This is a genomic window from Paenibacillus sp. JCM 10914 (genome assembly GCF_001315105.1).
GTDB lineage: Bacteria > Bacillota > Bacilli > Paenibacillales > Paenibacillaceae > Paenibacillus_AQ.
Map to the genome: position 1 here is coordinate 131,815 of NZ_BAZR01000001.1, position 19,290 is coordinate 151,104.

The 19,290-nt window shown below is 49.6% G+C and carries 23 protein-coding genes and 2 pseudogenes; 21 read left to right on the plus strand and 4 right to left on the minus strand.

What is annotated here, in order from left to right; translation table 11 throughout:
• From JCM10914_RS00615 to sigK, 8 genes are all read left to right on the plus strand, one after another.
• Entirely contained in the window at positions 1-1,263 is a 1,263-nt protein-coding gene (locus tag JCM10914_RS00615) for a family 43 glycosylhydrolase (protein ID WP_023956171.1), read from the plus strand.
• Complete coding sequence (locus JCM10914_RS29520) at positions 1,260-1,409, plus strand: hypothetical protein (RefSeq protein WP_023956173.1); 150 nt, start codon at positions 1,260-1,262, stop codon at positions 1,407-1,409. The genes JCM10914_RS00615 and JCM10914_RS29520 overlap by 4 nt, the downstream gene beginning before the upstream one ends.
• Positions 1,410-1,420: 11 nt before the next feature.
• Positions 1,421-1,711, plus strand: coding sequence for a hypothetical protein (locus JCM10914_RS29525; RefSeq protein ID WP_023956176.1), 291 nt, complete (start codon positions 1,421-1,423; stop codon positions 1,709-1,711).
• Positions 1,711-1,965 carry a hypothetical protein gene (locus tag JCM10914_RS29530; RefSeq protein WP_231638438.1) on the plus strand — a complete coding sequence of 85 codons (255 nt, stop codon included), beginning with the start codon at positions 1,711-1,713 and terminating at the stop codon, positions 1,963-1,965. The genes JCM10914_RS29525 and JCM10914_RS29530 overlap by 1 nt, the downstream gene beginning before the upstream one ends.
• An 8-nt stretch (positions 1,966-1,973) precedes the next feature.
• Complete coding sequence (locus tag JCM10914_RS29535; protein WP_023956178.1) at positions 1,974-2,510, plus strand: hypothetical protein; 537 nt, start codon at positions 1,974-1,976, stop codon at positions 2,508-2,510.
• A 110-nt stretch (positions 2,511-2,620) separates the two neighbouring features.
• The gene (locus tag JCM10914_RS00625; RefSeq protein WP_023956180.1) at positions 2,621-2,947 is read left to right on the plus strand and encodes a cupin domain-containing protein; all 327 of its coding nucleotides are present in this window, start codon (positions 2,621-2,623) and stop codon (positions 2,945-2,947) included.
• A 25-nt stretch (positions 2,948-2,972) separates the two neighbouring features.
• Positions 2,973-3,773 carry an alpha/beta hydrolase gene (locus JCM10914_RS00630; RefSeq protein ID WP_023956182.1) on the plus strand — a complete coding sequence of 267 codons (801 nt, stop codon included), beginning with the start codon at positions 2,973-2,975 and terminating at the stop codon, positions 3,771-3,773.
• A 146-nt stretch (positions 3,774-3,919) separates the two neighbouring features.
• Positions 3,920-4,621 (plus strand): RNA polymerase sporulation sigma factor SigK, encoded by a 702-nt coding sequence (gene sigK, locus JCM10914_RS00635; RefSeq protein WP_023956184.1) that lies wholly within the window; start codon positions 3,920-3,922, stop codon positions 4,619-4,621.
• Positions 4,622-4,716: 95 nt separating this feature from the next.
• Here the strand turns inward: sigK and JCM10914_RS00640 are convergent, their stop codons facing one another.
• The 3 genes from JCM10914_RS00640 to JCM10914_RS00650 form a co-directional block, all read right to left on the minus strand.
• Complete coding sequence (locus tag JCM10914_RS00640) at positions 4,717-4,992, minus strand: hypothetical protein (RefSeq protein WP_023956186.1); 276 nt, start codon at positions 4,990-4,992, stop codon at positions 4,717-4,719.
• Positions 4,993-5,152: 160 nt separating this feature from the next.
• Positions 5,153-5,431, minus strand: a complete 279-nt coding sequence (locus JCM10914_RS00645; protein ID WP_023956188.1) for a hypothetical protein — start codon at positions 5,429-5,431, stop codon at positions 5,153-5,155.
• 68 nt (positions 5,432-5,499) lie between these two features.
• Positions 5,500-6,336, minus strand: coding sequence for a sugar phosphate isomerase/epimerase (locus JCM10914_RS00650; RefSeq protein WP_023956190.1), 837 nt, complete (start codon positions 6,334-6,336; stop codon positions 5,500-5,502).
• 220 nt (positions 6,337-6,556) lie between these two features.
• On the opposite strand from JCM10914_RS00650, the gene JCM10914_RS00655 reads away from it, so the two are divergent.
• From JCM10914_RS00655 to JCM10914_RS00705, 11 genes are all read left to right on the plus strand, one after another.
• Entirely contained in the window at positions 6,557-7,522 is a 966-nt protein-coding gene (locus JCM10914_RS00655) for an acetylxylan esterase (protein ID WP_023956192.1), read from the plus strand.
• 193 nt (positions 7,523-7,715) lie between these two features.
• Complete coding sequence (locus tag JCM10914_RS00660) at positions 7,716-8,090, plus strand: Na-translocating system protein MpsC family protein (RefSeq protein ID WP_036716709.1); 375 nt, start codon at positions 7,716-7,718, stop codon at positions 8,088-8,090.
• Between the two features lie 157 nt (positions 8,091-8,247).
• The gene (locus tag JCM10914_RS00665) at positions 8,248-9,027 is read left to right on the plus strand and encodes an ABC transporter ATP-binding protein (protein ID WP_023956196.1); all 780 of its coding nucleotides are present in this window, start codon (positions 8,248-8,250) and stop codon (positions 9,025-9,027) included.
• Between the two features lie 24 nt (positions 9,028-9,051).
• Positions 9,052-9,933, plus strand: a complete 882-nt coding sequence (locus JCM10914_RS00670) for an ABC transporter permease (RefSeq protein WP_023956198.1) — start codon at positions 9,052-9,054, stop codon at positions 9,931-9,933.
• A gap of 67 nt (positions 9,934-10,000) precedes the next feature.
• Positions 10,001-11,035: an ABC transporter substrate-binding protein gene (locus JCM10914_RS00675; protein WP_370570213.1), complete on the plus strand. Its 1,035-nt coding sequence runs from the start codon at positions 10,001-10,003 to the stop codon at positions 11,033-11,035.
• A 23-nt stretch (positions 11,036-11,058) separates the two neighbouring features.
• Positions 11,059-11,718 (plus strand): cysteine hydrolase family protein, encoded by a 660-nt coding sequence (locus tag JCM10914_RS00680; protein ID WP_023956202.1) that lies wholly within the window; start codon positions 11,059-11,061, stop codon positions 11,716-11,718.
• 101 nt (positions 11,719-11,819) lie between these two features.
• Complete coding sequence (locus JCM10914_RS00685) at positions 11,820-13,217, plus strand: MFS transporter (RefSeq protein WP_023956204.1); 1,398 nt, start codon at positions 11,820-11,822, stop codon at positions 13,215-13,217.
• 254 nt (positions 13,218-13,471) lie between these two features.
• Positions 13,472-14,779, plus strand: a complete 1,308-nt coding sequence (locus JCM10914_RS00690; RefSeq protein WP_231638463.1) for a glycosyltransferase family 39 protein — start codon at positions 13,472-13,474, stop codon at positions 14,777-14,779.
• Entirely contained in the window at positions 14,745-15,446 is a 702-nt protein-coding gene (locus JCM10914_RS00695; RefSeq protein WP_023956208.1) for a glycosyltransferase family 2 protein, read from the plus strand. Before JCM10914_RS00690 ends, JCM10914_RS00695 begins: the two co-directional genes overlap by 35 nt.
• Positions 15,443-15,796 carry a DUF2304 domain-containing protein gene (locus JCM10914_RS00700; protein WP_023956210.1) on the plus strand — a complete coding sequence of 118 codons (354 nt, stop codon included), beginning with the start codon at positions 15,443-15,445 and terminating at the stop codon, positions 15,794-15,796. Before JCM10914_RS00695 ends, JCM10914_RS00700 begins: the two co-directional genes overlap by 4 nt.
• Positions 15,797-15,883: 87 nt before the next feature.
• Positions 15,884-16,123, plus strand: coding sequence for an EamA family transporter (locus JCM10914_RS00705; protein ID WP_023956212.1), 240 nt, complete (start codon positions 15,884-15,886; stop codon positions 16,121-16,123).
• Between the two features lie 75 nt (positions 16,124-16,198).
• Here the strand turns inward: JCM10914_RS00705 and JCM10914_RS00710 are convergent.
• Positions 16,199-17,271, minus strand: a pseudogene (locus JCM10914_RS00710) (M42 family metallopeptidase).
• A 511-nt stretch (positions 17,272-17,782) separates the two neighbouring features.
• Between JCM10914_RS00710 and spoVAC the strand changes: the two are divergent.
• A complete protein-coding gene (gene spoVAC, locus JCM10914_RS00715; protein ID WP_036716714.1) occupies positions 17,783-18,271 on the plus strand; it encodes a stage V sporulation protein AC in 489 nt (162 codons plus the stop codon).
• Between the two features lie 6 nt (positions 18,272-18,277).
• A pseudogene (gene spoVAD, locus JCM10914_RS00720) lies at positions 18,278-19,290 on the plus strand (stage V sporulation protein AD).

Below are 19,290 nucleotides of genomic sequence, written 5' to 3' on the forward strand. Positions count from 1 at the left end.
ATGACTACAGGTACAGAGATGCTTATTATTGGTGGCAATTTTGCCGACCCGTCGGTTATTCGGGTTGGCGAGGATTATTATATGACACATTCCTCCTATAAGTTAACGCCGGGACTGATCATCTGGCATTCTCGTGATCTTCTGCATTGGAACCGTTTTTCGGCGGCTTTGATGACTTACGTCGGGGATGTATGGGCGCCGGATTTCGTTCACCATGAGGGAAAGTTCTATATCTATTTTCCGGCGGGACGCTCGAACTGGGTGGTGACTGCGCAGAATCCGGCAGGTCCGTGGAGTGAGCCGATCGATTTAGGCATTAAGGGAATCGACCCGGGTCACACCGTGGGTCCAGACGGTAAGCGTTATCTGCACATGTCAGGCGGTGGTTTCGTAGAGCTAACCGACGATGGACTTGCCGTGGCAGGCGAGGTCAGTCAGGTGTATGAGGGTTGGAAGTACCCGCAGGAATGGGTGGTGGAAGCCTACAGCCTGGAAGGGCCGAAGGTCACTTATCATGAAGGCTATTACTATTTAACGGTTGCCGTGGGGGGAACCGCAGGTCCGCCTACAAGTCATATGGCCGTATCTTCGAGATCAAGGACGCCATGGGGACCGTGGGAGCATTCACCCTATAATCCGATCATTCACACACGCTCCAGCGCAGAGCCGTGGTGGTCGAAAGGACATGCTTCGTTAATCGATACGCCTGCAGGCGAATGGTGGATCGTCTACCATGCGTATGCAGGCGGATACCACACGCTGGGGAGGCAGACGTTGCTTGAACGGGTGGAGTGGACAGCCGACGGTTGGTTCCGGATATCGGACGGTTTAGCTATGAATAGTGTTGATACGCCGCTGCTGACGTCATTCCACGATGATTTCGAATCAACTGCGTTGGGGTTTGAATGGCAATGCGAAGGCATGAATCCAGCAGAACGCTTCCGCTATGATTCTGGTCAGCTTTCGGTTGAAGGGACCGCAGAGAACGAATTACATTCGCCGCTGTTTTTTATGCCCATGCATGAGCGTTATGAGGTTGAAGTAGAGGTTCGGGTAAAAGGAAACGCGGAAGGGCGGCTGCTGCTGTACTATAACGAATCAGCCTACCTCGGTATAGGGCTGCATGCCAAGGGCGTAAGTCATTTCCGCTCCTTCAAAGGCTATGGCACGATGAATCATGACGGGGGTCATGCCTATCTTAGAATCGTGAACGACGCCATATCGTATCCTTCTATTATCGCTTCGATGGTGGACCATGGATGAAGTACGACAAAGTGGTGGACGCATCCGGTCTGCATCATAACACCTTTGGCGGTTTCCAGAGTCTGCGAATCGGTCTGGATGCCGTGAATGAAGGAACCGTAAATTTCCGGAATTTTTCTTATAGCGACATCAATCGCGGAAAGTAGGAGTGAGTGGCATGCATAGTTTGGAACGTCTTCTGGTGGACGGGGATGAACTGTTTAACGGATTTTTCGAATGGTTTGCCGGACAGTATGATCCAGGGAGCGGCGGGTTTTATTATGCCCGCAGTTCAAGAACAGCCGAGGAATTCACGCCGGATATTGAGTCGACCGCGCAAGCCATGAATATTATGGAGCGGTGCGGCTTGCAGCATAGCTGGACGGATAGCGATAAGCAGCAGGTGATTTCCTTCTTCCAGTCCAAGCAAGATCCGCGCTGGGGATTCTTTTATGATGATCATCCCTGATGAGACATGATGACGTCATGGTCGGACGTGCGCTTGGATATAGTCTGGGAGCGCTTCGCAAATTAGGGACCTCTCCGCTCTACCCGTTACCGGTCGACCGCCATGCGGCGCCGGATTATTGTCGTTCGCCCGAAGCTTATGCCTCATGGCTGCGCTCCGTCAGTTTAGCGAACAGCTGGCGCGGCTGCGACAGGCTCTGTAACTCCGCTCCGCACTTACAACAGATGCACCGGCAGAACGCGGACCGTATCTGACCGAGGCCATGTCCTATTTTGCTGAGAAGCAGGATGCGGTGACGGGGCTGTGGGGAGAAGGTACTCCATATGTTCGCATATCGGGGACTTTTAAGCTGCTGACTTTTTACCATCGGTTTCATATTCCGTTGCCGCGTCCGAGAGAGATTTATGATTCCTTGCTTCAGGCATTACGGTATGAGGAGGCGGTAGACATGTGCTATATTCGCAATCCAATCAGTCTGCTGAGCGCGATGGGTCTGAGTTTACCTGCTGCGGAACTGTACGAGATCGCCGACCATACGCTGCAGAATATGCAGCGCTTGAAGCGTGAAGATGGCGGCTTCTCGAGAGAATTGGATCACTCCCCTCCAGCTCCGAATGTAGCGCAAGTGAAACCGGGTGAGTATTACCCGGATATGCCCGCAGCGGTTCCACTGGGGAAAGGAGAAGTGGAAGGGGACATGAATGCGGGAACGCAGGCTGTTCTGATTCGTTATTCTCTCCGTCAGCTTGGAGGGCTGGCGGATACCCATCTTTCACAATCACAGCACAAGTTCTTTTGATATCCGTGATGCGAATGATAGGATATTGAGGGCCGATTGGCGAAGAAGTAGATTAAGCAGCAGAATATGAGCATTAGTCTAATGCAGGTTTGGAATAAGGAGGCTAGGATATGACCGTAATTGGTGTATGGGAGGATGCCGAGCCGGGTGTGAGACGCAGAATATTGCCACCTGGAGAGCACATAATGATGATGGAGGTTCATTTTGAAGCGGGAGCCGAAGGCTACAGGCATAGCCACCCTCACGAACAGATGAGTTATTGTCTGAAGGGGGCGATCGAATTCTATATTGATGGTGAGCTGACTATTATTCGTCAAGGGGAATCGATTGCAATTCCCGGAGGCGCGCAACATGGAGTCAGGGCACTTGAGCCGTCAGCGCTATTGGATGGGTTCACACCCTTAAGATTGGATCTGTTAGGACATCAAGAGGGATAAGACAATAGAGGGGGGCAAGCGATTCATGAAACTGTGGGAAGGGAATACGCCCGGATATGAATCCGTTGATGATAAGTTCGAGCCGTATATGACGCCTTATATATTGAATCATGACGAGCCTGGCAGTGCGGTATTGGTTCTGCCCGGAGGTGGGTATGTAGGGCGGGCCGAACATGAAGGAGAGCCCATCGCATTATGGTTGAACTCGGTGGGGGTATCGGCATTTGTTGTTCAGTATCGCGTGAATCCTTATCAGCACCCCTATCCGTTGATGGATGCCCAGCGCGCAATCCGGCTGGTCAGACATCACGCAGAGGAGTGGAATCTCGATCAGGAGCGGGTCGGTATCCTGGGATTCTCTGCTGGCGGGCATCTTGCGGCAACAGCAAGCACCCACTTTGATGATGGGGATCTTGAAGCGGAGGATCCGGTTGAGCGCCAGAGCTCGCGTCCGAATGCGTCGATTCTTTGTTACCCGGTCATATCGTTCGGGCAGTTCGGTCATGTCGGCTCGCTGCATAATTTGCTGGGTGAGCCGCCAGAGGCAGAATTGAAGCAAGCGCTGTCTCTGGAATTTGCCGTGAAACCGCTAACACCGCCCACCTTCCTGTGGCATACTGCAGATGATGCCGCTGTGCCGGTCGAGAACAGCTTCTTGTATGCGAGTGCGCTGCGCAAACTGCAAATCCCGTTCGAGCTTCATGTATTTCCGACGGGGCGGCATGGATTGGGGCTGGCCGAAGAAGATTCTGTCGTCGCAAAATGGACGGAGTTATGTGAAATTTGGCTGAGCGGGATTGGATTTCGTACAGTAACAAAGGGGTGATACCGTTCTCTATAAAATGACGTGAATCTGCATCATTTTCCGCCGTACAGGCACTTCTGGGCCGATGCCCACATACAATGGGAAGACGAGAAAACCGTGCGAGAAAAGGGCCGGTTGCATTGTAACTCCGCAGGAGGTGTCCCAAAGTGCCTGGATTGTTTACCGCAATTGCTTTGTTCATTAAAGAGTTGACCCTGCTCGTATCGTATGTGAAGAACAACGCGTTCCCGCAGCCTCTTACCGAGGAAGAGGAAGCTAAGCATCTGCAGCGAATGGCCGAAGGTGATCCTCAATCACGCAATAAGCTGATCGAGCATAACCTGCGCCTGGTTGCACACATCGTCAAGAAATTCGATAATACCGGTGAGGATCTGGAGGATCTGATCTCGATCGGAACGATCGGCTTAATCAAAGCGATTGAAAGCTTTCGTCCCAATAAGGGGACGAAGTTGGCGACGTTTGCTGCAAGATGTATCGAGAATGAGATTTTGATGCATCTTCGTTCACTTAAGAAGACACGTAAAGACGTTTCGCTGCACGATCCGATCGGAACAGATAAGGAAGGGAATGAAATTACATTAATTGACATTCTTGGAACCGAAGCCGATGATATTGTGGATGCGGTGCAGTTGAAGATTGAGAAAAGCAAAATCTATCGCAACCTCGATATATTGGATGAGCGCGAGAAGGAAGTCGTTATCGGCCGTTTTGGACTCGAGGCCGGCGGAGAAGAACGCACACAGCGGGAGATCGCGAAGGAACTCGGCATATCCCGCAGCTATGTCTCAAGAATAGAGAAGCGAGCCTTAATGAAGCTCTATCATGAATTCTATAAACAGAAAAGATAATCGGCATGATGAATCGAAGCGGCATTCCAAAGGTGCGACTGGTGCACACCTTCGGAATGCCGCTTCGTGGTTAAACCAAGGGTCAAATGCTATGTCTAGAATAACAGCGAGAATCTGGGTAAGGAACGCTCAACAAACTCGGATATTCGTTCCTGCCATTTCAATACAAGCCGGATCAGAACCGGAGCCAGTATGCTTCCGATCGTCCCTAGAAGCTCTGAATGCATGGCATGGGAAGCGATAATGAACCCACAGGTTCCCCCAATGAATTCAATCGACATATAACGTTTGATGTTTGATAAAGCGATGACATAAATGACAAAATCATGACGGGGGCTTGCATGCAGCAATCGTTGCTCCCTCCCTTCCACTCCTCCCTCCTCTCGCCCTGCTCCAGTTGCGTGGAGGGATTTCTAATGCCATCCTATGTCTTTTTATAACTCTTTATGTCTTCTACACAAGAACATACGTGCAGAAACGCCAACAACCAACCGTCTTGTCCAAAGAACGACGGTTGGATGTGACAGGGCTTTACTCGGGTTTCTCTTGTCCTGGATCGGCCTGGATGCTTTCATCCGCCCCGGGAAAATCACGTTTGATCCCCATATGCAGCTTGCGATCTTCATAATCAAAGCGGTTTGGCGGTCTCTGATCTGCGCGCCACGGGCTGCTCTTGCCCAGTGATTCACTGCGAAGATCAGAGCCGTATGGCCCTTCGGGAAATTCCTCCGGTGCCAGATCGTTGCGTTGAGACTCCACCGTGCCTAAATCGGTATGCTCATTACGGTCTTCCTTCATGAATCCGTTCATTGAAGAGCCCCCTTGAACAAGGTAATAACTACCGTTTCAGTGTGCCCTTTTGTTGTGGAATCATGCACCTACAAGCCAGCTTGGCCGAACACTTGATCAAACGCAGTGCGTGATTTGGCGACCAATTGTTCAGGGGAGTCTACCGGTGCGGTCTGGGTTAGAATCTCTTGGGTTACCGGTCCGGTATAACCGATATCGCGAAGCGCCTTCAGGAAAGAAGGCAGATCAATGACGCCTTCTCCAGGGTAGACACGGTCGTTGTCCAGTACCTCTTCAACAGGTACGTCCTTAGCGTCATTGATATGAACGTGAACGATTTGATCTGCTCTTAAGTTATGAATGTCCGAGACATTCAGGTTGTTGGTATACCAATGATAGGCATCATAGAGCAGTCCCACATTAGGTTCTCCAATCGCATCGATCCACTGCAGCGTCTCCTCAACCGTCCAGATAAAGGGATTCTTCCAAGCTGTTCTCAGATGATGAGGTCCGACAAATTCGAGAGCCAGAGAAATGCCGTAGGCACCAAGTATGACGGCGCATGTACGAAGCCGCTTGGTCGCAATGGCCATGAACGAAGCGGACGGCATATCGGTTGACGGCAAAATATAGGTGCAGCAGCGTGTACCGCCGAGCACCTTAGCTGCGGCCGCGGCTGCGGGCAAATTCACGAGCCCTTCCAGAAATTGTTCGTCCGTACCTCTCCATTCCACTGGGAGTCCTATGGCTCCAAGCTTTATTTGATGGGAGGCCAGCAGATCCACTGCAGCTCCCTCTCCTAGTCGATCAATCAGAGCCTTGGCGTCCAGATCTACGCATTGAAATCCATAACGGGATGCCAGTTCGATCAATTGGATATCGCTTTCAAGTTTGCCGAGTCCTGCGCTTGTTAAACCTTGCAGCATGATGCATCGTCTCCAATCGCTTTTATATTATCATTTCTATTATGATATGATCCTCCCTATAAATCTATGATAGTTTATATTTTTTATTAAAAAACGATAAAGAACTATATATAAGGGTAGCCCATAACTTGCTAGATGGTAGAGGGATTTCCGAACGCATGCCGAAGTATCCTTTTAGAGATGGTTATATATCATAGTTGAAGAGGGGACAGTCTGTACAATGAATACGATTGAAGCACGCAAGTTCGAACTCGGGCACTTGCGTCCGGTGCCAACGATGGATGAATCAGCAATAAACCAATTCTGGGATGAAATATTGAAGCAGCACAGCAACAGGTCGCTGCATATGACAAGCGAGCCCGAAGCTACACCTTATCCGTATATGAATGTAGACAAAATAACCTATCACGGTTTTGACGCCACACCGATACATGCCTGGTATATTACGCCTGCGGCAGATCTGGCAAGCGAAGGGGCCAGGCCTTGCATCGTTACATTTCCGGGTTACTCGGGGGACCGAGGGTTCCCCGAACGCTATGCGCATTGGCTTATGCTTGGGTATGCCGTGCTCGCCGTTGATGTCAGGGGACAGAGCGGGGAGACGGGAAATCTGATGCCGATGGAATCCGGCGTTGTGAAGGGGTGGGTAAGTCAAGGCATAACCGATTTACACCGCTCGTATTATATGGCGCTTGCATTAGACGGCGTGAGAGCGGTGGAGGTAGCGGCACAGCAACCGGGTATCGATCCAGACAAAATCGCCGTTGTCGGAGGAAGCCAAGGGGGCGGGCTCGCTCTATTGACCGCTGCTTTGAACCCGAGGGTAGCGGCTGTGGTTGCCGATATTCCGAATATGTGCCGGATGGATTACGGTATATTGCATTCCGTCAGCTCTTTGAATGAGATCGCCCAGTATATTAAACGTTATCCAGATCAGCTTGATCTCATCCTGACACATCTTGCTCATTTTGATATGATGAACCTCGCTCCCAGAATCAAAGCGCCCGTCATGGTATCCGTAGGCTGGAAAGACACGATCTGTATGCCGGAGACGATCTATGCGGCATATAATCGGATCGAAACGGAAAAGGTGATCAAGGATTACCCGTTCTCCGGACACGAAGTGAATGAGTTCCAGAAGCGAGAAGCGGTCCACTTCCTTGGGCGAGTTTTTAATAATGGATGATATCTAGCGCAAGTCACATATATGTCACTTTATATAACATAAATTAGTAATGTGTTATTGTTTTTCATGTAAATCTATTGACAAACCCTCATAATCGCCTATAATAAACCCTAAGGACAGAGAAAACTCGATAAACACCCTATAACCTACCCCGGTCAATGTGATGTTATCTTACACAAAGGGATGTTGAACCATGATGACAACTGGCGAACTCAAACAAGATCTTTTGAGGGTTTACAACGCGATAAATAAGAAAATATTTAACGTGGGTGTAAAGCAGCAAAAGGTAGATTTCGTTGGGAACAAAATCATCATCGTTTCGAGGAATAGTAGAGTCCCCGTCCTTAAACTGCTGGATGAGAATTACCCCCTCTCTACCCGGCAGTTGGACCACCTTTTATTCCAGGTATTCAAGCAGGAGATCAAAGCCTGCCTTGAAGAGCAGTTTCAATTTAAAATCATCACTATTCTTAAAGATTATGATGCAGCGACCGAATACTCCGGTACCATTGTTTTCTTGGAGCAGGATGTGGAATCATATCTGAACGACATGTTTGAACTCGAGTAGAGAGCGGGCTAATCGTCAGTTTAGTACCAAGGTGCATGTTTAATGCGCGTATCCTTGGGGCTGGACTGGCGATTTTTTGTTACATCCGCTTTTGAAAATAAATATGGATGATTTCAGAAAATGGGGGCTGGCATGATGAAAAGAAAGGGGAATGGATATGACTCACAAGATTGAAATTTCAGGCGTCAGCAAATGGTTTCGCAGACACGGCGAGGAGATTGCCGCCATGCGAGAAACGAGCCTGTCGATCGAAGAAGGGCGATTCGTCAGCATTATTGGACCAAGCGGATGCGGCAAATCGACCTTGTTCAACATTATTGCGGGTTTGATGCCGCCATCCACCGGCAAGGTCTTGGCTGATGGGCAGGATATCGTGGGCAAGACCGGATACGTGGGTTATATGCTGCAAAAGGATATGCTGCTGCCTTGGCGCACCATTCTCGATAATATCATTTTAGGCATGGAAGTGCGTGGTATCCCTTATAAGGAAGCAACGGAGAGAGCGCTGCCGTTAATGGAGAAGTACGGTCTTAAGGGCTTTGACAAGCACTATCCAAGAGAACTATCCGGCGGGATGAAGCAGCGGGCCGCCTTGCTGCGTACCTTGCTGTACGATCGGGATATCATTTTGCTGGACGAGCCATTCGGTGCCCTGGACGCGCAGACCAGGCTGACGATGCAGAATTGGCTGCTTCAGATCTGGGAGGATTTTGGCAAGACCGTGCTGTTTGTGACGCACGATATTGATGAAGCGATCTATCTGTCGGATGACATCTACGTCTTCTCGTCCAGACCCGGACGAATTAAATCTAAGATTACCGTTACGATGGAGCGTCCGCGCAAGACAGAGGATATGACCTCCCCGGCCTTTATGGAATTGAAGCACCACTTGATGGATTTATTGTCTGCAGGGCATGAGGAAGAGCAAATATCGTAAGCGAGTTGAACAGGAGGGAATTCCATGGAAACCGCACGTAAAGAAGCGTTTATTGTACATGCTGTATCACCGGGCGAACCGGCGAAGGGCACGGCTGTAAGGCCGGAGGTTGTGCCATTCATTTTGGATGAAGAGGCGATGGAGCGTCGCCGAAACCGCAGGATTCTATGGGGGCGCACGGGTGTAGCGCTGTTGATATTTTTGGTATGGGAGGTGTTTACCCGGCTTGGTCTGCTGGATTCCTATTACTGGAGCAGCCCGAGCGCGATTTTGTCCACGACCTGGATTCAGTTGACCGAAGGTACTCTGTTACGTGACATTACCTACACTTCCGGTTCTACGCTGCTGGGCTTTGTATTTGGGACTTTTCTCGGCGCGCTGCTCGGATTATCGTTCTGGTGGTCCAGGTCGTATGCCGGCATCAGCGAACCGTATCTTATTATCTTGAATGCGATGCCGAAGCTCGCCTTAGCCCCGGTGCTTGTCATTCTGTTAGGGATCGGGTTCTTCTCCAAAGTGGCGCTGGCTTTCTCGATGACGGTCGTCGTCTCGGCATTGTCCGCTTACAGCGGGGTTAAGAGCGTGGACCCAGATATGGAAAAACTGATGTATTCGCTTGGTGCGAAGCGCCATCAAGTATTCACGAAAGTCGTTGTGCCTTGGTCCATGCCGTGGATTATCAGCAGCCTTCGTATCAATATCGCCCTGGCACTCGCAGGAGCGATTGTAGGAGAATTCATCGCTTCCAGTCAGGGTGTCGGGCGTATGATCATGTACGCAGGCACCATACTCGATATTAACTTGGTCTGGGTCGGCGTTGTGGTATTGTCGCTCTTATCTATGGTGATGTACTTCGGCGTGGTGGTGCTTGAGAAGTGGTTATCCAAAGGTTTGGCTAAGCAATAGCTAACAATAGAGCTGCCAGCGTGAATGGATATGCAATTTATTTGAAAAAAGGGGCGTTTATATGCGGATGAGGATGGGAAAATGGCCGATGTTGCTTGCACTGGTTATGGTTACAAGCCTGCTTGGAGCGTGTGGAAACGGTAAGGCAGAGAGTGCCGCTACCGCCTCCGGAGGCGGGAAGTTGAAGAAGATCGTCATTGCCGAGCCGCTTCACTCTACCGGTTATCTTCCGTTGTATGTGGCTCAGCGAGAGGGATTTTTCGAGAAGAGAGGACTAGATGTCGAAGTCATACAAGCTGCTGGAGGAGCACATGTGGCAGCGGTTGTAAGTGGGGATGCTTGGGGCGTCATTGGGGGAACCGAGTCTAATGCCTTGGCGAACAACAATAACTCGGACCCGATTATCTCGGTAGTCAACGTGGTCAATCGTGCCAATGTGTATCTGATGGCGAAGAAGGGCACAGCGCCTGCAAGCCAGTCACCAGAGGATTTAAAAGCATTTTTGCAAGGGAAAAAGATTAATGCTGGCCGGCATGGAGGCACCCCGAACTTACTAACCCGTTATTTATTAATCCAGCTTGGACTTGACCCGGAGAAGGATGTGCAGCTGTTGGAGCCAGCCGACGGCTCCACGGTTGTAACGATGGTGCAGCAAGGAGCAGCCGATATCGCTAATGGTGCCGAACCTCAGATCAGCGATGGCATCGCGAAGGAGGTCTGGGAAGAGCCTTTCTACAAGTTCCATGATCTCGGTGATTTCTCCTATTCCGTAATAAGTGTAAAGAAGTCGACCATCGAGAAGGACCCGGCAACGGTGCAAAGCTTTACCGATGCCATTGTCGAGGCGCTTGAAGTGGTGCAGAGCGATAAGGAATTGGCGATGAATCATTTGAAAGCCGAGTTTCCTACGCTTGCCGACGAGGCGCTGCAAGCAGCCATAGATCGGGCCTACACGGATGCTCTGTGGAGCTTGGACGGACTGATTTCCGAGGATGCCCTCAAGCATGACATGGATGTCATGATCCAAACCGGCATTTTCAAAGGCGAGTATACGTACGAGTCGCTGGTAGATATGCAGTTTGTCAACAACGCTAAGAAATAATGAACAAGAGGGGAGACTTTAACGTGAATTCCTTAAATCAATTATTACTGGGGAGCAAGACAGCGGTCATCGTGGTTGATGTTCAGAATGATTATTGCCATCCGCAGGGCTCGCTGCCGCAGGCTGGCTGCGACATTTCGGGTATTCCTGAGATGGTATTACGTCTTCAGGGACTGTTGCATTCCGCCAGGGAGCGTAAAGTACCGGTTATTTTCATCCAGACGCTGCATGAGAAGGCAACGGATTCGGATGTTTGGACAACTCGCTCATCTGGACGCTCTGCCAAAGTATGCCGTACGGGGACTTGGGGAGCTGAGTTCTATGAGGTTGTACCTTTATCCGATGACATCGTCGTGCGTAAACATAGATATAGTGCATTCATTAATACAAGGCTAGAGTCCGTACTGAAAACACTTAAGATCGAAATCTTGATCATGACCGGTGTGAGCACGAACGTATGCGTAGAATCGACTGCCCGGGACGGATTCATGCTGGATTATCATATCGTATTAGTCGAGGATGCATGTGCTTCGTATTCCCAAACGGCGCATGAGATGACACTGGAGAATATAGCCGGTTATTTCGGGAAGGTTAGTACAACAGAGCAAATCATTGGTATTTGGGCTGATCTGGCAACAAGGGAGATCAAAGCGCCAATATCAGTAGAGCCTGCTCTGGGATAACGACGATGCTGCACGATGGAAGAAGCTCTACCGGTGGGAGCTTCTTGATGCGACAACCTGGATAACAGGAATTCCGGATTCTTAAAGCTGGTGAGGTCCACATGAACAACAAGACGAGATTATTGGTGCAATATACAATTTGTTTAGGGGCTTTCTTGTCTAACTTATCGGCAGGCATGTTCAATATTGCGCTGGTTGACATTGCCCGCACATTCGATTCTTCGATTCCTCACGCACAATGGATCGTGACCGCTTATTTGCTCGTCATATCCGTATTGCTACCGGTGATGGGTAAACTTGGGGATATGCTAGGTCGACGAAACATCCATAATATCGGTTACTTCATCTTTATGGGAGGGGCACTGTGTTGCGCGCTGTCTCCTTCCCTGAACGCGTTGGTCTCCTCGCGAATCATTCAGGGCATCGGCGCCGCCATGTATCAGGCAACTAATATGGCGCTTATCATCTCCGTGTTCCCGAAGGAACAACGCGGGAAGGCGCTGGGATTAATCAGCACATTTGTAGCGGCTGGCTCTATGATTGGTCCGAGCCTGGGGGGTGTGTTGATCCAATGGCTGAACTGGAGGAGCAACTTTTGGTTATTGGCAGGGCTATCACTCATCGCCTGGCTTTTTGCTCAGCGGTTCATACCGAAGGACCAACCGGAAAGAGGAAGTCGGCTGGATGTGCCCGGCGCCGCTATGTTCGGGTTGTCATTAACCGGGCTGATCGCCGCGGTCAATCTGGGAGCTCAATGGGGCTGGGGCTCGTGGCAAGTGCTGCTGCTGTTCCTGTTGTTCGGGGGCGGAGCAATTGCATTCATCGCTTGGTGCTTCTCATCGCGCTGGGAGCGAAGCCCGGAGGGACGACAACCGTTCATCAAGCTGGATCTGTTTCGGGATAGCGGTATCCGGATAGGCATCTTAATTACCATTATAACGTATATGGCTGCTTTTTCAGCACAGTTGGTTTTACCGGTATTCTTGCTTGGCGAACTGGGCGTGGAGCCTGTGGCCGCAGGGCTGATTATGATGGGTTATCCGTTGTCGCTCATTGTATTTTCTCCGTTATCCGGCAGCTTATCGGACAAGCATGGGACCTATCCGCTGCTCTCAGCCGGCATGCTTATCATGATCGCCGCTTTAGGCGTACTGGGATTCATTACGTCAGTCTACCCGATTCTATTGCTTATTCTGTTGATTGTTATGCTTGGCGGATCGATGGGGATGATCACTCCGCCGAACAACTCGCTTGTGATGAGCCGCACAGCCGCGCAGGATATGGGACTGATCAGCAGCATTTTGGCGCTATGCCGGAATCTGGGGATGATGTTCGGTACCGCTGCAGGCGGGGTCATGCTTGCGTTGCCAAACGGTTCAAGCGGCTTCACCGGGTTTCGCATGATGTTCATGTTGAACACGATTCTGGTACTGACGGCTTTCATGGCGATGTTCATTACCTTCCGCTTCGCTAAACAAAAGGAACGTTTGTCTTCTTGATCATAGTAGACAAAGAGAGCGCGTGATGGGAATCTCAAGAGTCCATTGCGTGTTCTTTGTGTTTGCCGTCAATGTCTTTTGTTGACCACACTATTGACGGAATCTCTGCCATGGGTTTAAATTGGAAAAATGGTTATATGGAACCGTATCTCTGGAAGATAAGGGGAAATACTATAATCAAACCTTTTAAGGCGGTTAATTGTTTAATATAAGAAATAGGCAGCATGTATTCTCCAGGGGGTAGACTATTGATAGTGAACTACATGAAAGAACCAGGGACTCGGCGATTTTTGATCATCATATCATTTGTAGTGTTTGTACTTTCAGCTCTAATTGTTCTGCTGCATGGTGATCAGCTTCTGCTGGGCGACCCGCAAAAGCTTAATAATGACGATGTGAAATATATTCATACTGCTCGAGTACTGCTAAATGAAGGAACGCTCGTCTATAACTCGGGTGCGGAGCCGTCGGCTTTCATCATGCCCGGTTTGCCGCTTATCCTCAGCGGGTTTATGGCCGTATTTGGTCAAGATCATGGAGGCGTGATCGCCTTCAGGCTCTTCCAGTCGCTCTTACAGGCCCTAAGTATTTTTCCGATCTATTATATTGCCCGGTACACGTTTAACCATCGAGCTGCGGTCATTGCCACTTGCATCACGGCGCTTTACCTTCCGGATTATTTCACTTCCGGTTCCGTGCTTACCGAAGGCACATACCGCATCATTATTCTACTGTTGGTATGTGCGATGATGATCGCGGTACATTCACGTAAATGGTTGTGGTACATACTTGTTGGTGTTCTGACAGCCGCCGCCGCTTATTTTAAACCACAGGCCTCGCTGTTTCCGTGCGTCATGCTCATATTTTGGCTTGTTTATCGCTACAGCTTTAAAGAGATTGCGAAATATACTTTTACGATACTGGCCGCTTATATTGTGCTGCTGATACCGTGGTGGATACGAAACTACCTGACATTCGGGGAGTTTATACTATTTACGAGTTCGGCAGGTAGTCCGTTTTTGCTCGGCACGCGTATTGACTATCAGTTGCCTCCCGCCGGTTTTTTTGAGGCGTATCCTCAGTATAGCCCTGAGACAATCTACATGGGCGCTGATGGTGCGGCCGTCTCCAAAGGGCTCGATATTTTGAAGTATGGATTGTCACACGATCCGCTGAAGTATATTTACCATTATACGATTGGAAGATTTGAGTCGTTATATTTGGTTCCTTTCTACCTGAACGATATTTTTAATATTAGCAAGCCGTTGGTTACATTCTTTCAGAAAACCATCGTCTATTTGGGGCTGATCGGAATGGTCTGGGCTTTTGCGCAGAAATTATGGAAGCCAATGCTGCCGATTGTCTTAATGATGGCATATTTTACAGCCATTCACTTGCCTTTTGTAGCGATGTCTCGTTATGGCTATCCGTCGTTCGTCTTCTTTGCATGTTTTGCTGGCTATGCCATTTATCGAGTGTATCTGTTCTTTACAAGAGGGAAATCGGAGGAATTGGAGGCGAAGCGAGTTGAAAGTCGTAATCATCATTCCGGCATACAATGAAGAACTCAGCATTCGCAAGGTCATCAACGAAATTCAGGTGGCCATGCCAGCGGCCGATATTCTGGTCGTTAATGACGGTTCTTCGGACCGGACAGCATTCATCGCCAAGGAAGCGGGCGCTATCGTTCTGAATATGCCGTTTAATGTTGGTATCGGAGGGACGATGCAGACTGGCTATATGTACGTCCGAGACGAGGGTTATGATGTGGCTGTTCAGATGGATGCGGATGGACAACATGCTGCGGCAGACCTGCCGTTGCTTCTAGCCAAGATTTCAGATCATGATCTGGTTATCGGATCCAGATTTCTGGAGACGACAGCATACCAATCCACTTTCATGCGGAGTGTAGGCATTCGCTTCTTTTCCATACTGGTAAGCGCACTGACACGGCAGCCATTCACGGATACGACAAGCGGCTTTCGGGCTGCCGGCCGTAAAGTTATTGAGATGTACGCCGATTATTATCCTATCGATTATCCGGAAGTAGAATCTATCGTTTATTTAACGCGTAACCATTGTCGCTTGGTTGAGGTAAGAGCGGAGATGCGCCCGCGTGAAACGGGAAGATCATCGATTACGCCGCTGAAATCAGCGTATTATATGGTTAAGGTAACGCTGTCTGTCCTCATTAGTGCTGTGCGATTCCGAGAGGTACGAGCGGAATGATGAATATTTATGTTTTATCGATCCTATTCTCACTCGCCTTTCTGTTAATCATATTGGAGCTTGTAAGACGGCGTAAGTTAAAGGAGCAGTATTCATTGCTTTGGATACTCATGGGCGTGTTGCTGCTCATTATCTCCATGAATGTATCGTTAGTAGAGCAGTTAGCTGATTGGCTGCGAATCGAGTACGCGCCTGCACTGCTCTTCTTGTTCGGCTTATTATTTTGCTTCGTGTTCATATTGCATTTGACGATCGTCATTACGAAGCTCAGTCAGCAAGTGCTGCGGCTCACACAGGAAATAACGATACTCAAAGGGGATGAGTTGAAGCATCATGAACGTGATCACTAGTTATATTTTGCTGCTTATGAATATTGTTTTGCTGGTGTGCGGTCAAATTTTGTTTAAGCTAGGCCTTCAGAACAGCGGAGGGTTGCAATGGATGAAGCTGCTCAGTTCGGTGCATATCTGGGGGGACTCTGTTTATACGGTGTATCAACGATGATCTGGTTCGCTGTGCTGTCCCGGCTTCCGCTAAGCATCGCCTATCCACTCCAAAGTCTTGCTTATGTACTGGCCTTAATCCCGGCATACTTCTTATTCCATGAGACGATCAATTTTACCAAAATCGTAGGTGTGGCCGTGATTGTATTCGGTGCTTATCTTATCGTTAAATAAAATGTTGGCTAAGCAAAAAGGTATCCATAGCTGTCGCAATCGACATCGCTTAGGATACCTTTATTTAAATTAACGTTATGCACGATCAAGAATCGTCTGCAGTGTAGAACGATCCAGACCTTTGACAAGTTTGATCAACAGTTCTTTTGCTGCATCATAGTCATCGGTGTGAATAATGGAAGATGACGTATGGATGTAGCGGGAGCAGATGCCGATAATCGTGGATGGAACGCCGATTCCACTTAGATGTACTTGACCAGCGTCCGTGCCGCCTGGCGATACAAAATACTGGTATTTGATTTTATGTGTATCCGCGGTGTCCTGCACGTACTCTACCATCCGCGGTGCGTGAGCATGGTTGGATCGAAGATGCGGAGCAATGCCCCTTGACCCAACTGGCCGAACTGGCTCTTGTCACCCATCATGTCGTTGGCAGCACTTGCATCCAGACCGAAGAAGATGTCCGGTTGAATCAGGTTCGCCGATGTGCGAGCTCCGCGCAGCCCAAGCTCTTCTTGAACCGTTGCACCCGCGTAGACCGTGTTAGGCAGTTTCTCGCCATGAAGGGCTTTGACGAGCTCGATCGCTAATCCTACTCCGTAACGATTGTCCCATGCCTTGGCCATAATCTTCTTTGGGTTGGCGAGTGGAGTGAATTCACAGATCGGAACAACCTGTTGGCCTGGACGGATTCCGAAGGACTCCGCCTCCGCTTTGTTGTCGGCGCCGATATCAATATACATCGTCTTGATGTCCACCGGCTTGCTCCGCTGGGCCTCATCTAATAGATGAGTCGGAATGGAACCGACAACCCCCGTAATCGGTCCGTTATCCGTAATGATGTGTAATCGCTGTGCGAGCACCGCTTGGCTCCACCAGCCGCCCAGCGGCTGAAAGCGAATCATGCCGGCTTCGGTAATGCCGGTAACCATAAACCCGACTTCGTCCATATGTCCGGCAACCATCACTTTCGGGCCTTCATTGTCGCCGCGCATAACGGCAAACAAACTGCCGAGGCGATCTTGTACGAACTCATCTGTATATGGTGACAGGGTTTCTTTGACCCATGCTCTTAATTCTCTTTCAAAACCCGGTGCAGAAGGGAATTCGGTAAGTGTGCGGAATAGTTCTAATGTTGATTCATTCATGACATCATCGCTCCTTTGGAAAAGGTATGTATAAAGTTCTGCTTCTAGTATGCCCTTATATAAGCTAAAAGTCTAGAAATCGGCAAGGAACAAGCACCCGGGAGCATGTCCGGGTATAAAATGATATCAAACCATTTCTGTGTGCAACGCGACAAGGAAGGAGCAGAACATGTCCCTTGTAAATTATAACAGGATTCATCCTTACGTCCTTCACCCTGGAGTCCGAGAACTTCTGCTCATTATGGTTCTCTTTATCCTGATCGTCATTTTACTGAAATATGTATGGATTTAATGATCATGAGCGCAGCGAGCGAGGCGTGATCGCTTGTTTGTTCGTAGGCTCCCAGAATTCTCTGGGGGCTTTTTTTTGATTACGCAGATGAACAGATGAAATGGATGATTTTCCAATCATAAAGGAAGTTCATTCTAAGCATAATGATATCAAGCGATATCCATCATGGCTATTTCAGCAGGTCAAGGAAATCCATACTTCATGCGGAGGTGCTAATATATGTCCGGTTCTGGTTCAAAACCTAAATCAGATATTACCACGATGAGTTCAGCGGAATATCAAAAAATCGCCAAAAAGCACGAGCCTCCACGGGGCGTCTTAAAAAATTGCATACGGGCCTTTTTAATCGGGGGCTTGATCTGTCTCATCGGCCAGTGCATCCAGCGATTTTTCATGTCCGTATTTGATATGAGCGCAACCGAGGCAAGCAATCCCACGGTTGCGGTATTAATCATTATCTCCGTCATCCTGACTTCATTCGGGGTGTATGACAAGATCGCGCAGTGGGCCGGCGCAGGCAGCGCGGTGCCGGTTACCGGATTCGCTAACTCGATGTGTTCTGCCGCGTTGGAGCACAGGGCCGAGGGACTGGTGCTAGGAGTTGGTGCCAGTATGTTTAAGCTGGCGGGTTCGGTTATCGTATTCGGTACGGTTGCCGCATTTATCATAGGTATCATACATGCCGTCCTCGGCTTGGGTGGGAGGTAACACGAGATGAAAGTGATTGGTCAAACCTGGCAGTTTGAGAACAAGCCCGTCATCATCAGCACAGGCACCATCGTTGGACCGGAAGAAGGGGAAGGGCCGCTCGCCGAGGATTTTGATTACGTATACGACAATATCGAAATCAATGAGAAGACTTGGGAGAAGGCGGAACGGCGGCTGTTGGAGGAAGCTCGAGAAAAGCGGTGGAGAAGGCGGGCATCCGCGAGGATCAACTGCAATTTTTCATCGGCGGCGATCTGATGAATCAGATTATCAGCAGTTCCTTTGCAGCCAGACAGATGGGTGTCCCCTATATCGGCGTGTTCGGTGCGTGTTCTACCTCGATGGAGAGTCTGGCCGTAGCATCCATGCTGGTGGATTCAGGCGGGGCCAACTACGTAATGGCAGGCACAGCAAGTCATAACTGTACGGTGGAGAAGCAGTTTCGTTATCCGACCGAGTATGGGTCGCAAAAGCCGCCCTATGCGCAGTATACCATCACCGGTGCCGGTTGCTCCGTTGTGTCCAATCAAGGGGACGGTCCGGCAGTTACTTACGCTACCATCGGCAAAGTCATTGATTTAGGGATCAAGGATCCTTTCAATATGGGGGCTGCGATGGCTCCAGCGGCGGCCGATACGATTACGAAGCATTTCAGGGATACCGGAAGACAGGCGAAGGACTACGATTTAATCGTCACCGGGGACCTTGCTTCCGTAGGCTTGCCTATCGCCAAGGATCTCCTGAAGCAGAATGACGTCATCATGGATGGAACTGTTTTCAGTGATTGCGGTTTGATGGTCTATGATCTGGAGAAGCAGAAATACGTGAATGCAGGCGGCAGCGGTTGCGGCTGCTCGGCCGTCGTTACGTACGGACATATATTGAAGCGCATGCGCAAGGGCGAGCTGAAGAAAGTGCTGGTTGTGGCCACGGGAGCCTTGCTCTCCCCGATCTCATATCAGCAGGGTGAGAGCATTCCTTGTATCGCACATGCGGTAGCATTAGAGATGGGAGGTTAA